Origin of the sequence: Marinomonas foliarum, assembly GCF_003337275.1 — a bacterium.
Taxonomy (GTDB): Bacteria; Pseudomonadota; Gammaproteobacteria; order Pseudomonadales; family Marinomonadaceae; genus Marinomonas; species Marinomonas foliarum.
The window spans coordinates 20,478-33,731 of record NZ_QPJQ01000027.1 but is presented as its reverse complement, the minus strand read 5'-3'; the positions used below and the strand labels follow the sequence as shown (position 1 = coordinate 33,731).

Genomic DNA, 13,254 nt, shown 5'->3' with positions numbered 1-13,254 from the left:
TATACTAGAAAAAAGCGCATTTTTAGTTAAAGCTCACAAGAGACGACAACAAAACAGATCACGCAGCTCAATACATCGAGCTTACTGCCTTTAGCAACCTTAAAGATGGATACAAAACAAATGACCAACACCCAACAAAACAACGTAGACCTAAATGAAGTTGCAAAATTTGAAGCACTAGCAAGCCGGTGGTGGGATACCGAGAATGAATTTAAACCTCTGCATGATATCAATCCGCTACGCACCAACTACATAAACGAACGCGCTGACGGTCTAGATGGTAAAAAAGTTATCGACGTCGGTTGCGGCGGTGGCATCCTGTCAGAAGCAATGGCAAAACTTGGTGCAAACGTTAAAGGTATCGACATGGGTGAAGCTCCTCTTGCTGTAGCAAAACTACACAAAGAAGAATCCAAACTCGACATTGATTATGAAAAAATCACGGCTGAAGAAATCGCACAACGAGAAGCCGGCCAATACGACATAGTCACTTGCCTTGAAATGCTAGAGCATGTACCTGACCCATCCTCGGTTATCAAAGCCTGCATGACGTTGGTAAAACCTGGCGGACACGTATTTTTCTCCACCATAAACAGAAACCCAAAAGCCTACTTATTTGCAATCATTGGCGCCGAATACATTCTAAAAATGCTTCCAAAAGGCACCCATGACTATGCTAAATTCATTCAGCCAGCCGAGCTTAATAATTATGCAAGGTTAGCGGGTCTAGAAGTCTCTCATATGACGGGATTAACCTATAACCCCCTCACAAAAGTATACAAATTAAACGACAAAGATGTATCCGTTAATTACATGATGCACACTCAAAAAATTAACGCCTAACCAAGGCATAAGGAGGAGATATGTTTGATTATCAAGCCCCAAGCCAACTACTTAAAAACAAGGTAATCCTTGTTACTGGAGCAGGCGATGGCATAGGCAAAACCGCCGCCATTACTTATGCAAAATATGGCGCAACAGTTATTTTATTGGGCCGCACCACCAAAAAACTGGAAGCGGTGTACGATCACATAGAAAAACTAAATTATCCTCAGGCGGCGATTGTACCTCTCAACCTTGATGGTGCAGCAGAACACGACTATGTAGAGCTTGCTAACACTATTGAGAGTGAATTCGGCCATTTAGATGGCATTCTACACAACGCCAGCCTCTTAGGTGATCGAGCACCAATAGCAAGCTACGATCCAACGCTGTTCGAGCAAGTTATGCGTGTCAATGTCACCAGTCAGCTACTACTAAACCAAGCCCTCCTCCCTCTAATGCAGAAAGCAGAACATGCATCTATTGTTTTTACATCGTCTGGCGTTGGCAGGAAGGCAAAAGCTAATTGGGGAGCGTATGCTATCTCAAAATTTGCAACTGAAGCCATGATGCAGCTGTTTTCCAGCGAATTAACAGAACTCTCCCCAAACATTAGAGCAAATGCGATCAACCCTGGAGCAACAAGAACCAGCATGCGCGCCAACGCCTACCCAGAAGAGAACCCAGAAAACTTAGCAACAGCAGAAGACATCATGCCGTTATACCTTTACCTTATGGGCAATGACAGCCTTGATATCAACGGGCAATCTTTAGACGCCCAATAAACCATAAAGATGCAATGTGCTTCAGCCATTGCATCTCGCCCCATGCTTCAGTTAGTCTGAAGTCATGAACCAATCTAAAACTGTGCTATACCTACTTTTTATTTTACTCACCACGCACACCTCTCTATCTGTGTGCGCAAATGACATACACCCAACAAAAAACAACACTACAGAAACCCCAAACTCAATGATGCAAAACAATACATACGTCACTCAAGATAGCCTCACCCCTATCCTCAACAAAAGCACAAGCGATCAAAACACTTACAACCTAATCACCTTACCAAACCATCTAAAAGTACTACTTATTAGTGACCCAAAAGCAGAAAGGTATTCCGCATCTTTATCAATCAAAGTCGGCAATTTTCAGGATCCATCAGGCCAACAAGGCCTCGCTCACTTTCTTGAACACATGCTATTCCTTGGCACTGAAAAATATCCTGAACCCGGAAATTATCAAACCTATATAAACACTAATGGCGGAACACATAACGCCTATACAAGTACAAACAAAACCAACTTTTACTTTGATATAACACCATCAGCTTATGAGAACGCCCTAGATCGCTTTTCACAGTTTTTCATCTCTCCTCTGTTTAGCGAATCACTCACTCAAAGAGAGAAAAATGCTGTCGATGCTGAATACAAAGCCAAATTAACAGACGAAAGCCGACGCAGCACCCAAGCTCTAAAGACCCTAATAAACCCCAAACATCCCTACAACCGATTCAGTGTAGGAAGCCTAGACACCCTCAAAGACCTCCCAAATAAGCCACTAAGAGAACAACTACTCAATCTATATGAAGAACACTACTCTAGCGAAAATATGGCTCTAGTTCTTGTCGCAAACCTACCACCCAAAAAACTTGCAGAACTTGCTCATCAATACTTTTCATCCATTCCGAGCAAGACCAAAGCATCAGAAGAAAACTACCCAGAACTTATCACCACAGACAAACCGCAATTGCAATTTTTCCGCCCCTTAATCAATAGCAACACCCTTAATGTTTTATATCAAATAGACGCCCAAGGAGAAAATTACAAAACTCAGCCAATCCGATACCTGTCCTATATTCTAGGAAATGAAAATAAAGGCTCTCTTTATGCCTCACTCAAATCAGAAGGATTAATTAACAGCATATCAGCTGGAGCCTCTTCTGATTATGGAAGCAATGCCTTATTCTCTATAAAAATACGCTTAACAGACGAGGGGCTATCCCAAATTGATACTGTCGCACAACGCCTCTTTGCAACTATTAGCCTCTTAAAATCCTCCCCAGTAAACCCCCTTTACTTACAAGAAGGACTGAAATTAAGCCAACTCATGTTTAACAATCAAAGCTATGTTGCTCCCATAAACCTTGCCCGCGCACTATCAGCAAGAATGCTAGACATACCAAGCGAGGACACTTTAAGCAGCTTTCGACTAGAGCACACAGCAAGCCAGAGTGATGTACAAGCACTATTACAACAACTTTCTCCAGAAAACCTATTGATACAGGTAATTACCAACAAGACCTTCCCACAAGACTGGGCTAAAGGAACACCTACCTGGAAAAAAGAGCCTTGGTACAACAGCGAATACAGCAATAACCTCCCTAGCCAGTCACTCTCAGACACCATTAACTTCTCAGCTAAAACAACACAAGTTGGGCTACCCGAAAAAAACAACTTCATCCCAGAATCCCTAAAACTCGTCGATGAAACAGATCAAAGCCCTTCAATTATCCTTCAAAAGAAAGGCATGACTTACTGGAATAAATCCGACCCTAGTTTTAACAAACCCACAGCCATGAACTTTATCGCATTTCGATTCGACAATGCCGCAGATACACCCGAACACACACTACTCAATAGACTGTGGACACGACTTTTTAATGACAGTGTGAGTGAGTCGACATATGCTCCATATGTCGCAGGATTAGGCTACTCATTCTACCCACACACAAACGGCGTAACACTTAGAACAAGCGGCTATTCAGATAAACAAAGCACCTATACAACTTGGCTAATAGACCAGATTTTTTTATTTCGACCAAGTCCGGAAAAATTCAACCTCGCCAAAAAACAGCTTGAAACAGATCTAAGCAATCAAAAAAGCCGACAGGCTTACAGCAATGCTAACAGCGCACTACAAACACTCATCACAAAAAATAGCCAAACCATAGAGCAGTTAGAAGATGCATTAAAATCACTCACTCTAGAAGACCTTCAAGCCTTTACAAAAAAAGCACGCAATGAATTTGATATCGTCGCCTACAGCACAGGAAATATAACAAAACAGCAGTCGACACAACTTGCTCAATCCATTTACCAGCGCGTAGAAGACAGACTCACACCAAGAGAACCGCTAGAAATTGAAACAAAAGAGCTCTCCGCACAACAGAAGCATCACTATCAGTTCAACTCAACAAGCAGTGACTGCGTTGTTCTTTACACATTAATAGACACTAGCGGACAGAACACACAAAAAGCAATTATAGAAAAAGCCTATTTTGCCATTTTGAAAAAACTCATTAGCAGTCCATTTTACCAAGAATTAAGAACCAACCAGCAACTTGGTTATATCGTTGGAGCCCAAGACCTCAGCATTCGCAAAACCCCAATACTAGGGCTACTGATACAATCTCCCAACAAGGATACGCTTACCCTTGTAACCGCTATGGAAGACTTCATACAAGAACAGAAAGAAAGGCTACCCAACTTATCTGATGAGGAGTTTTATCAAGCAAAAAATGCACTCTTAAGCGAACTCAAAATGACAGCTAAAAACTTAAGCGACAACGCTTTAAATGAATGGCATCAAATTGCCAAACCAGCACCGGATTTTCAAACAAAAGAAGAATGGATAGAAAATGTAGAAAAAATAGAAATAAAAGACTTTCTTGCTTTTATCAAACGGAAATTTGAATCAGCTGACACAGCAAAAATCATCATTCATAACAAAGCGTTTCCGCAGGAATTAACAGAGCAACAATCTTGGCAAGAGGCCTCTCCAATGTCACCCAAACTTTAAGATACAGAGCAGCGAAATCAGATTAGCCACCAATTAACCGCTCTAGCTTTTCAGCATCCGTGGCTGGAGCGCCTTTTGCTCCGCTGGATGAGGGTGGAGCAACGGCCTCTCCGACAGGAGAGAAATCCCCAACTTCCGGCACCACATTATCGGACGAGCGCTCATCCGTTTTAACTTGGTCACCAAAAATACCAATCTCTGGCATCATACGTAGACGTTTGGCTTGAATTTCTTCGGGAATATTCCCTGTAAATAACACAGTAAATGGCGCCTCTTCGGTACGCTTATTCACTTCATCGTAAATCGCCTGTTCGCGCTCCGCGATGGCATTTTCTTCCAAATAAGACATACCTTTACCATCAGCCGTAATAACGATATTTGGCCCTAAGGTCATCTTTGCTTTTTCAGCAGGAATAACCGCCACCTCTTCTTGAGAACTGACGACAACTTGATGCTCGGTATGAATAACCTGGTTACCATAGATAATATCAACAGGCTGACGCTCAATAGTCTGAGCATCTGCGCATAGCGATACTGCAAAAAGCAACCCAAATGAATATTTCATAACCACCCCAGAATAAGCCTCCATTTACTATAAGAGATAAAAACACATAAAAAAAGGAGTCCAAGCAATACTTGAACTCCTTTTTTGTCTCTTTTAATTAAAACTAAAGAGTAATGACTTCAAAATTGGCTTCTGGATTCGCTTCAGCGTCGTAATCAACACCTTCTACACCAAAACCAAACAACTTCAAAAACTCATCTTTATAAAGTTGGTAGTCTGTCTCAGCAAACAAATTAGCGTCATTTACCTGAGGCCAAAGCTCACGACAAGCTTGCTGAACATCTTCACGCAATTCCCAATCATCCAAACGCAAACGATTTTTATCGTCTGTCAATTCTGCTGGATTGTGGTTGTTGTACAAACGCTCAGAGAACATGCGATAAATCTGATCCATACAACCTTCATGAATGCCTTTTTCACGCATCACCTTGAAAACCATCGCCAAGTACAAAGGCATCACTGGAATAGCTGAAGACGCCTGAGTGACAACCGATTTCAATACGGCAACATTCGCACCACCGCCGATTTTAGCTAACTCAGAATCAATGGCTGCAGAGGCGCGATCTAAATCTTCTTTCGCTTTGCCAAGCGCACCATGCCAATAAATCGGCCAAGTGATATCAGAACCAATGTAAGAGTAAGCTACGGTGCGAGCACCTTCCGCCAAAACACCTGCTTCTTGTAAAGCAGACATCCAAAGCTCCCAATCTTGACCACCCATTACGGTTGTAGTCGCTTCAATCTCTTCTTCTGTTGCTGGTTCAATTTCCGCTTCAATGATGACATCTTTATTGGTATCAATGGCAGTGGAGCGGTAAGGCTGACCAATAGGTTTAAGAACTGAACGAATCACTTCACCTGTTTCAGGCATTTTACGAACCGGAGATGCCAGTGAGTAAACCACCATATCTACTTGACCAAGGTCTTGCTTAATCAAATCAATAACAGTGTCACGCGCTTCGTTTGAAAAAGCGTCGCCATTGATGCTTTTAGAATACAAGCCTTCTTCTTTAGCCACTTTGTCGAATGCCGCAGAATTGTACCAACCTGCCGTACCCGTTTTTTTCTCAGTACCTGGCTTTTCGAAGAAAACACCAATGGTTGCGGCACCTGAACCGAACGCCGCAGCGATACGAGAAGACAAGCCATAGCCACTTGACGCACCGATTACGAGTACTTTTTTAGGACCGTTTTCAATCGCCCCTTTGCTTTTAGTAAAAGCGATTTGATCTCTTACGTTTTGCTCACAACCTACTGGATGCGTTGTTGTACAAATAAATCCGCGAATCTTTGGTTTTATGATCATAATATCTTCTCAACGTCATGTTTTGCTTACGTCTTACCTGACAATCCCTTCAAATGAGGCAGGCAAGACAAATCTACCAGCCATGATACAATAGCCAGACGAATATGTCCTGATTCTGCTAAAAATTCAGAACCAATAAACCATTAGAACCTTGAGAGAACACCGTGCACCTACTCGTCATCGGCTACGTCTGGCCAGAACCAAACTCTTCCGCTGCCGGCAGTAGAATGATGCAATTACTCAACTGCTTTCACAAAGAGCAATGGCAAATTTCTTTTGCGAGCCCCGCTCAGCAAACAGAACACATGGCTGACCTTTCCCTGCTGGGCATTGAAGCCGAGCATATTGAGCTCAATAGCGCATCATTTGATCACTATATTGCACACAAAAAGCCAGACATAGTGGTATTTGATCGCTTCATGATGGAAGAACAATTTGGCTGGCGTGTAGAAAAGTTCAGTCCAGACTCATTACGAATCCTGAATACGGAAGACCTTCACTCACTAAGACAAGCCAGACACAATGCGCTGAAACAAAATCGAGACTTTGCAGTTGAAGACCTTTATAGCGACCATGGCATTCGAGAAATCGCCGCCATCCATCGCTGCGATTTAACCCTGATGATTTCTGAAGTAGAAGCAAAACTACTGGTCGATGAGTTCCACGTGCCAGAAACGCACGTATTACACCTCCCCTTTATGCTGCCAGAACCACAAAACACAGACAAATTACTGAGCTTCGAAGATCGCCAGCATTTTATTAGCATAGGCAACTTTCGTCACGCGCCAAATTGGGATGCCGTCCTACAATTAAAAACAGAGATATGGCCAAAAATCCGCAAACGCTTACCGAAAGCTGAGATGCATATTTACGGCGCTTATCCGCCACCAAAAGCCACACAGCTGCACAATGCAAAAGAGGGCTTTTTAGTGAAAGGCTGGGCTGAAGACGCTCAAGCCGTCATGCAACAATCGCGACTTTGCTTAGCGCCATTACGCTTTGGGGCAGGGATTAAAGGCAAATTAGTTGAAGCTATGCAAGTAGGCACTCCAAGCATAACCACCAGCATTGGTGCAGAATCTATGCATGGCGCATTCCCATGGAACGGGGTGATAACCGACGACATAGAGACCTTTGTCGATGCCGCCGTTTCTCTTTATGAGGACAAAGAAAGCTGGCTACTGATGCAACAAAATGGCAATAGGATATTGCAAGCCCACTATCAGGCAGAAGAATGGGAGCCAAAATTAATCAATCGATTGAAGCTACAGGTTCAACTAAAGGAAAGTCTAAGGAAAAAACATTTCTTAGGGTTAATGCTGCGACACCACAGTCTTAAAAGCACGCAATACATGTCGCAATGGATAGAACTTAAAAACAAAAATGAAGCGGAGGAGCACTAACACGTTAGCCAGAAACAAAACTGCTTTTAGCCTCTCGCTCACGAACCTTTTTCATCACAGCCTGCTGAGAGGCTTTATTCATACTGCCCCACTGACTGATTTCTTTACCGGTACGATAACAGCCGACACAAACATCTTCATCATTGAGAAGACAGACATTAACACAGGGAGATTTTAACTGAGGTTTTGGCTTGGTCATTTTTAATCAACATACATAAAAAAAGGCCTTAGTGAAAATATCACTAAGGCCTCTCATTCTATTATTCAGCGTTATGATAAACACGCTGCACATCGTCTAAGTCATTCAACAGATCCAAGAAGCGATCAAACTGTTCCAACTCTTCACCTTGAATTTCTACGGTGTTTTGAGCAACAAACTGAATTTCATCTACTTCAAACTCAATATCGCCAAGTGCATCCGTAATGGCCGTTTTTGCTTTACTGTAATCTGTATGAGGGGCAAACACTGTCACTTTACCGTCTTCTAATTCGATATCAGTTACATCAACATCCGCCATCATTAAGGCTTCTAATACTGCCTCTTCATCCGTACCAGCGAAAACAAAAATAGCGCTGTGGTCAAACATGTGACTCACGCTACCCTGCCCACCAATCTTGCACTTCACTTTGTTAAAGCAAGTACGCACGTCACCAAAAGTACGGTTTGGGTTATCAGACAAACAATCCACGATAACCATCGTATTACCAGGACCAAAACCTTCGTAGCGAGCCGTATCAAAGTCTTCTCCACCGCCGCCTTTCGCCTTATCAATCGCTTTATCGATAACGTGCGTTGGCACCTGATCTTTCTTAGCTCGGTCAATCAGAGAACGTAGTGCCAAATTACCATTGGGGTCGATACCACCGGATTTTGCGCAAACATAAATCTCTCGGCCGTATTTACTGTAAACCTTGGCTTTCTGGTCAGACGTTTTTGCCATGGACTCTTTGCGGTTTTGAAAGGCTCTGCCCATTACATATTCCTATTCTATACAGTCTTAAAAGTAAGATTCTAACGTGTAGCCCAAAAAGAAGGAACTGCTAGCCAAACATAAATACAATAAAAAACAGCCTTACTTCTGCAAAAGACCAAAGGCGCAATTTTAAATACTGTTAATTCTAGCGCTCTTTAAATTGTAGAGCCCTCTCCTTTCATCATGACGTCAAATTGCCGGTCTTTTTCCTTCCAAAGCTCATTCACCCATTGCTGAAAATACGCCCTATATTCTGCATCATTTTGATAGTCACCAAGTAAAGAGTCATTAATAGGCATCACTCGAATATGGACTTTAATCTTCGATATTTTCCCACATAGGTAGTCAAAAAAGCTTGGAATGCCCTCCGGATAAACAATGGTAACGTCGATCAATTGATGCAGCTTTCCATTCATAGCATTCAGTGCAAAAGACAAACCTCCGGCCTTAGGCGTAAGAAGATGCTGATAGTGGCTAGACTGTTGTCGGTGTTTTTCTACAGTAAAACGCGTCCCCTCTAAAAAGTTCATAATCGACACAGGGAAATGCTGAAATTTTTCACAGGCTTTTTTAGTTACTTCTATGTCTTTTCCCTTGAGTTCAGGGCGTTTCTTTAACAGAGCAGGACTATAGCGTTTCATAAAAGGAAATTCTAAAGCCCACCAAGCTAAACCAATAAAAGGTACCCAAATTAACTGACGCTTTAAAAAGAATTTAATAAAAGGAATTCGTCGATTAAACAGTCTCTGTAAAACAAGTATGTCCACCCAAGATTGGTGATTTGCGGTGATCATGTACCATTCATTTTTCTCAAACGCATTCACACCCGTTACATCAATTGCTGATTTCCCAAAGCAACGCTGATTAATGTTATTCACGCCAATCCAAAAAGTAGCAATTCGGTCTAGAATGACATTCAATAATGCACGCACCTTCGTGAAGGGTAATAGCCACTTACAGAGCGCTAATATTATCACCGGAACAAAGCAAAGTAAGGTGTTCAGTACAATCAAAATAAATGAGAGCACACCTCTAAAAACGAAGAAATTAATCATGAAATAGCTCAAAAAACTAAAAATAGTGCGCTATTTTAAAGGAAATCCTCATTATTTACACTCCAATCAAGTAGCCAGCTTTCCTAATAAAACAGTATAGTAAATAGACCATTAGAATGACTAATAAACCAACACCTTAAATGAAACTCTTTAACAGTAGCTCAATGACAATCAACCGCACAGCACCATTATTTTTAACAATGCACACTATAGGATTTCAAGCCCAACTATGACCATGACAAAAGGGTTAAAAATTCGCCATAAATTGTTTGCAGTTTTTGTTTTAAGTAACGTATTGCTAATAGTTTCTATGTGGCAAGTATTCCAATGGAGCTTTGATAGAGGCTTCGTATCCTATGCAACAGAACGTGATCGCGACTTTCTTGAGCAAATGGCAAATAGAACAGCCAACCTTTATATCTATTACGATGATTGGTATTTTTTGGTCCAAGAGAGCCGTATGGAAAGTGAATGGCACCAAGCAAAACTTGAAAACCTTCGAGACTTAGTACCACCTCCTAGCACGCCTAATCTAGATTTAATTTATCCATCACAATATTACCGCCAGCGTTTTTTACTGTTCGACGATCAGCAAAAGCCTATTATCGGCAAGGTTAGGTTTACAGACGCAGAAACTCATGCAGTGAAAGTGAACAAAAAAGTGGTTGGTTATGTCGGTCTCCGCTCTATTCGTGAATTGGTGCAAGATCAAACATTACGTTTTGTTAGGCAACAAGGCGAAGCCTTTCTCTTGATATCAGCTTTCATGCTAGCCATCGCAGCGTTATTAACGTGGCCTTTAGCTCAATGGCTAAGTCGTCCGATTACCTCTATGCAAAGAGCGACCAAAAAACTAGCGGCAGGTAAATTCGAAACACGTATTACCGTAAATGGGTCTGATGAACTAGCAAGCCTAAGTTGCGATTTTAATAACTTGGCCTGCACCTTAGAGAATACAAGGGAAGCCCGTAAGCGCTGGGTAGCAGATACAGCCCATGAGCTACGAACACCTGTCGCTATTCTACGTGGAGAAATTGAAGCTATGCAGGATGGTATTATCAAGGTAACACCTGACAGTCTTGCGTCGCTACAGCAAGAAACATTGCACATTGCTCGCCTGATTGATGACTTAAACCAATTATCAATGCATGATGTTGGAAGCTTAAGCTACAACATGGATGATATTTTAGTTAATGACATTATTGAACAAACTGTTCAATCTATGACGCTTCCTTTTAATGAAGCTGGATTGGATTTGATATTTGAATATTCTCAGAAAAAACCTATTGTTATGAATGGTGACTCAGATAGGTTGCATCAATTGTTTTCGAACCTGATGAATAACTCATTAAAATACACAAATGCTCCAGGGACCTTGACAGTAAAACTAAAAAGAGTAAATAAAAAAGCAATCATCCTATTCGAGGACTCAGCGCCTGGAGTAAGCGATGAGGATAAAAACAAAATTTTCGAGCAGTTTTTCCGTGTTGAAAACTCACGAAACAGAGCAACAGGTGGCCGAGGCTTAGGTCTCGCTATATGCTCTAACATTGTAGATGGACACCAAGGCACTATTGGTGCATATCATTCCCCTGATGGTGGTTTAGGAATAAAAATAGAATTTCCTTTAAATTAATATGGAACGAATAATATTATGAGCAAAGTACTGATTATTGAAGACGAACCAAAATTAGCAGAGTTAATGAGTGCATACCTAGAGCAAGCTGGTTATGAGCACCATCATCTTGATCGTGGTGACATTGCGGTAAATTACATTAAAAACAATGCTGTCGATATTATTTTGCTCGATCTAATGCTACCAGGATTAGATGGCGTTGAAATTTGCAAACAAGTTCGTCAATTTAGCGGTGTGCCAATCATCATGGTTACTGCAAAAGCAGAAGAAATCGACCGCCTAATTGGCTTAGAAATGGGCGCAGACGATTATGTTTGCAAGCCATTCAGCCCTCGCGAGATCGTTGCTCGCGTTAAAGCCAACCTTCGTCGTGTTGAACTAGACCAAGCTGAATCACCAAGAACCGATGGCTTTGACCTAGACGTTGATCGCCTACGTGCTACTTACAAAGGTGAACTGATTGATCTGACTACCGTTGAATTCCAGTTGCTTCAACTACTAATCAAAGAGCCAGGTCGTGTATTCGGTCGTGATCTTATAATGAAGAGCATTTACGCAGATAGCCGTGTTGTAAGTGACCGTACGATTGATAGCCATATCAAAAAGCTTCGTAAGAAAATCTCTGCCGTAGCACCTGAATTGAACGTTATTCATTCCGTATATGGTGCAGGTTACCGTTTCGAAAACAACGACCAATAATATCCACCTAAGGAACAGGCGTTGGACAACTTTTTAGACGTATTGGTTTTTTCATTCTCCATTACAATGCCAATATTCTTAATATTGGCTCTTGGAGTTCTGCTACACCGAATTCGTCTTATCAATGATAACTTCGTTGATATTGCATCTAAGTTAGTGTTCAACGTCACCCTTCCTGCTCTACTCTTTATTAGCATATCTAAATCAAATATCAACCAAGACACAGATTTGTCATTAGTGATATTTGCTATGCTCGCTGTCACTATTACTTACATAGCTTTAGAGCTGTTTATGTCGTTTTGGATAGTAGATAAGGCCGAGCGTGTCGTACTAGTTCAAGGCGCCTTTCGCTCCAACATGGGGATTATCGGTTTAGCCTATTGCGTAAACGCATACGGCAATGAAGTTTTCTCTGTTGCGGCAGTTTACTTAGGTGGCGTCACCATATTGTTTAATGTTTTATCGGTGATTGGATTAAGCCGAGCATTAGGCAAAAACCCTAGTTTGATGGGAATCATTAAAGGTATCGCAAAAAACCCTTTGATTATCGCCATTGTAGCGGCCTTTATTAGCTCATTATCAGGCTTAACACTCCCCTCTACACTTTATAAAACAGGCAGTTATTTTGCTCAGATGACTCTCCCATTAGCACTACTTTGTGCTGGCGCATCATTGAGTTTTAAATCATTAAAGAACGGTATGTTTGGTGCTATACTCGCGTCTGTTGGTAAACTTATCTTCATTCCGTTTGCACTTACCTTTGGTGGGTATTTGCTAGGTTATCGCGGCATGGAACTCGGTGTATTATTCCTAATGTCGTCCGCTCCAACCGCTTCAGCAAGCTATATTATGGTCAGGGCAATGAAGGGCAACTCCACTCTCGCCGCAAACATCATTGTGATTACAACCATTGCCTCCTTGATTAGTACAAGCATTGGCGTTACTTTGCTACGCAGCTTTAATCTTATCTAATAAAGCGAGACCTTTCTCTCG

General features: G+C 41.8%; 12 protein-coding genes. 7 read left to right on the top strand and 5 right to left on the bottom strand.

The features are described from left to right. Positions 1–120 precede the first annotated feature (120 nt). The 3 genes from ubiG (at position 121) to DFP77_RS13660 (ending at position 4,623) form a co-directional block, all read left to right on the top strand. Positions 121–843: a bifunctional 2-polyprenyl-6-hydroxyphenol methylase/3-demethylubiquinol 3-O-methyltransferase UbiG gene (gene ubiG / locus DFP77_RS13670; protein WP_114412802.1), complete on the top strand. Its 723-nt coding sequence runs from the start codon at positions 121–123 to the stop codon at positions 841–843. Between the two features lie 20 nt (positions 844–863). Continuing rightward, positions 864–1,607 (top strand): YciK family oxidoreductase, encoded by a 744-nt coding sequence (locus DFP77_RS13665; RefSeq protein WP_114412801.1) that lies wholly within the window; start codon positions 864–866, stop codon positions 1,605–1,607. A 64-nt stretch (positions 1,608–1,671) separates the two neighbouring features. Continuing rightward, positions 1,672–4,623 carry an insulinase family protein gene (locus DFP77_RS13660; protein ID WP_258861166.1) on the top strand — a complete coding sequence of 984 codons (2,952 nt, stop codon included), beginning with the start codon at positions 1,672–1,674 and terminating at the stop codon, positions 4,621–4,623. Between the two features lie 22 nt (positions 4,624–4,645). Here DFP77_RS13660 and DFP77_RS13655 read toward each other — a convergent pair whose 3' ends face one another. After that, positions 4,646–5,188 (bottom strand): hypothetical protein, encoded by a 543-nt coding sequence (locus tag DFP77_RS13655; RefSeq protein ID WP_114412828.1) that lies wholly within the window; start codon positions 5,186–5,188, stop codon positions 4,646–4,648. Between the two features lie 103 nt (positions 5,189–5,291). Beyond that, entirely contained in the window at positions 5,292–6,494 is a 1,203-nt protein-coding gene (gene fabV / locus DFP77_RS13650; protein WP_114412800.1) for an enoyl-ACP reductase FabV, read from the bottom strand. A 164-nt stretch (positions 6,495–6,658) separates the two neighbouring features. Between fabV and DFP77_RS13645 the strand changes: the two genes are divergently transcribed. Further along, positions 6,659–7,897 carry a glycosyltransferase gene (locus DFP77_RS13645; protein WP_114412799.1) on the top strand — a complete coding sequence of 413 codons (1,239 nt, stop codon included), beginning with the start codon at positions 6,659–6,661 and terminating at the stop codon, positions 7,895–7,897. A 4-nt stretch (positions 7,898–7,901) separates the two neighbouring features. Here DFP77_RS13645 and DFP77_RS13640 read toward each other — a convergent pair whose 3' ends face one another. From DFP77_RS13640 to yihG, 3 genes are all read right to left on the bottom strand, one after another. After that, complete coding sequence (locus DFP77_RS13640) at positions 7,902–8,096, bottom strand: DUF1289 domain-containing protein (protein ID WP_114412798.1); 195 nt, start codon at positions 8,094–8,096, stop codon at positions 7,902–7,904. Between the two features lie 61 nt (positions 8,097–8,157). Continuing rightward, complete coding sequence (locus DFP77_RS13635; protein ID WP_114412797.1) at positions 8,158–8,871, bottom strand: YebC/PmpR family DNA-binding transcriptional regulator; 714 nt, start codon at positions 8,869–8,871, stop codon at positions 8,158–8,160. A gap of 155 nt (positions 8,872–9,026) precedes the next feature. Next, positions 9,027–9,926 carry a 1-acylglycerol-3-phosphate O-acyltransferase, YihG family gene (yihG, locus tag DFP77_RS13630; protein WP_114412796.1) on the bottom strand — a complete coding sequence of 300 codons (900 nt, stop codon included), beginning with the start codon at positions 9,924–9,926 and terminating at the stop codon, positions 9,027–9,029. Positions 9,927–10,155: 229 nt separating this feature from the next. On the opposite strand from yihG, the gene DFP77_RS13625 reads away from it, so the two are divergent. From DFP77_RS13625 to DFP77_RS13615, 3 genes are read left to right on the top strand one after another with little or no spacing between them, the layout of a single operon-like run. Beyond that, the gene (locus DFP77_RS13625) at positions 10,156–11,562 is read left to right on the top strand and encodes an ATP-binding protein (RefSeq protein WP_114412795.1); all 1,407 of its coding nucleotides are present in this window, start codon (positions 10,156–10,158) and stop codon (positions 11,560–11,562) included. A gap of 18 nt (positions 11,563–11,580) precedes the next feature. Further along, positions 11,581–12,261, top strand: coding sequence for a response regulator (locus DFP77_RS13620; protein WP_114412794.1), 681 nt, complete (start codon positions 11,581–11,583; stop codon positions 12,259–12,261). A gap of 21 nt (positions 12,262–12,282) precedes the next feature. Continuing rightward, on the top strand, positions 12,283–13,233 hold the full coding sequence (locus DFP77_RS13615; RefSeq protein ID WP_181858561.1) for an AEC family transporter: 951 nt from the start codon (positions 12,283–12,285) through the stop codon (positions 13,231–13,233). Positions 13,234–13,254 lie beyond the last annotated feature (21 nt).

Excerpts from the sequence above, each read along its gene's own strand:
- DFP77_RS13625 (WP_114412795.1), top strand. The coding sequence starts at position 10,156 with ATGACCATGACAAAAGGGTTAAAAATTCGCCATAAATTGTTTGCAGTT.
- fabV (WP_114412800.1), bottom strand. The coding sequence starts at position 6,494 with ATGATCATAAAACCAAAGATTCGCGGATTTATTTGTACAACAACGCAT.
- DFP77_RS13655 (WP_114412828.1), bottom strand. The coding sequence starts at position 5,188 with ATGAAATATTCATTTGGGTTGCTTTTTGCAGTATCGCTATGCGCAGAT.
- DFP77_RS13640 (WP_114412798.1), bottom strand. The coding sequence starts at position 8,096 with ATGACCAAGCCAAAACCTCAGTTAAAATCTCCCTGTGTTAATGTCTGT.
- DFP77_RS13635 (WP_114412797.1), bottom strand. The coding sequence starts at position 8,871 with ATGGGCAGAGCCTTTCAAAACCGCAAAGAGTCCATGGCAAAAACGTCT.
- yihG (WP_114412796.1), bottom strand. The coding sequence starts at position 9,926 with ATGATTAATTTCTTCGTTTTTAGAGGTGTGCTCTCATTTATTTTGATT.
- ubiG (WP_114412802.1), top strand. The coding sequence starts at position 121 with ATGACCAACACCCAACAAAACAACGTAGACCTAAATGAAGTTGCAAAA.
- DFP77_RS13660 (WP_258861166.1), top strand. The coding sequence starts at position 1,672 with ATGAACCAATCTAAAACTGTGCTATACCTACTTTTTATTTTACTCACC.
- DFP77_RS13620 (WP_114412794.1), top strand. The coding sequence starts at position 11,581 with ATGAGCAAAGTACTGATTATTGAAGACGAACCAAAATTAGCAGAGTTA.
- DFP77_RS13665 (WP_114412801.1), top strand. The coding sequence starts at position 864 with ATGTTTGATTATCAAGCCCCAAGCCAACTACTTAAAAACAAGGTAATC.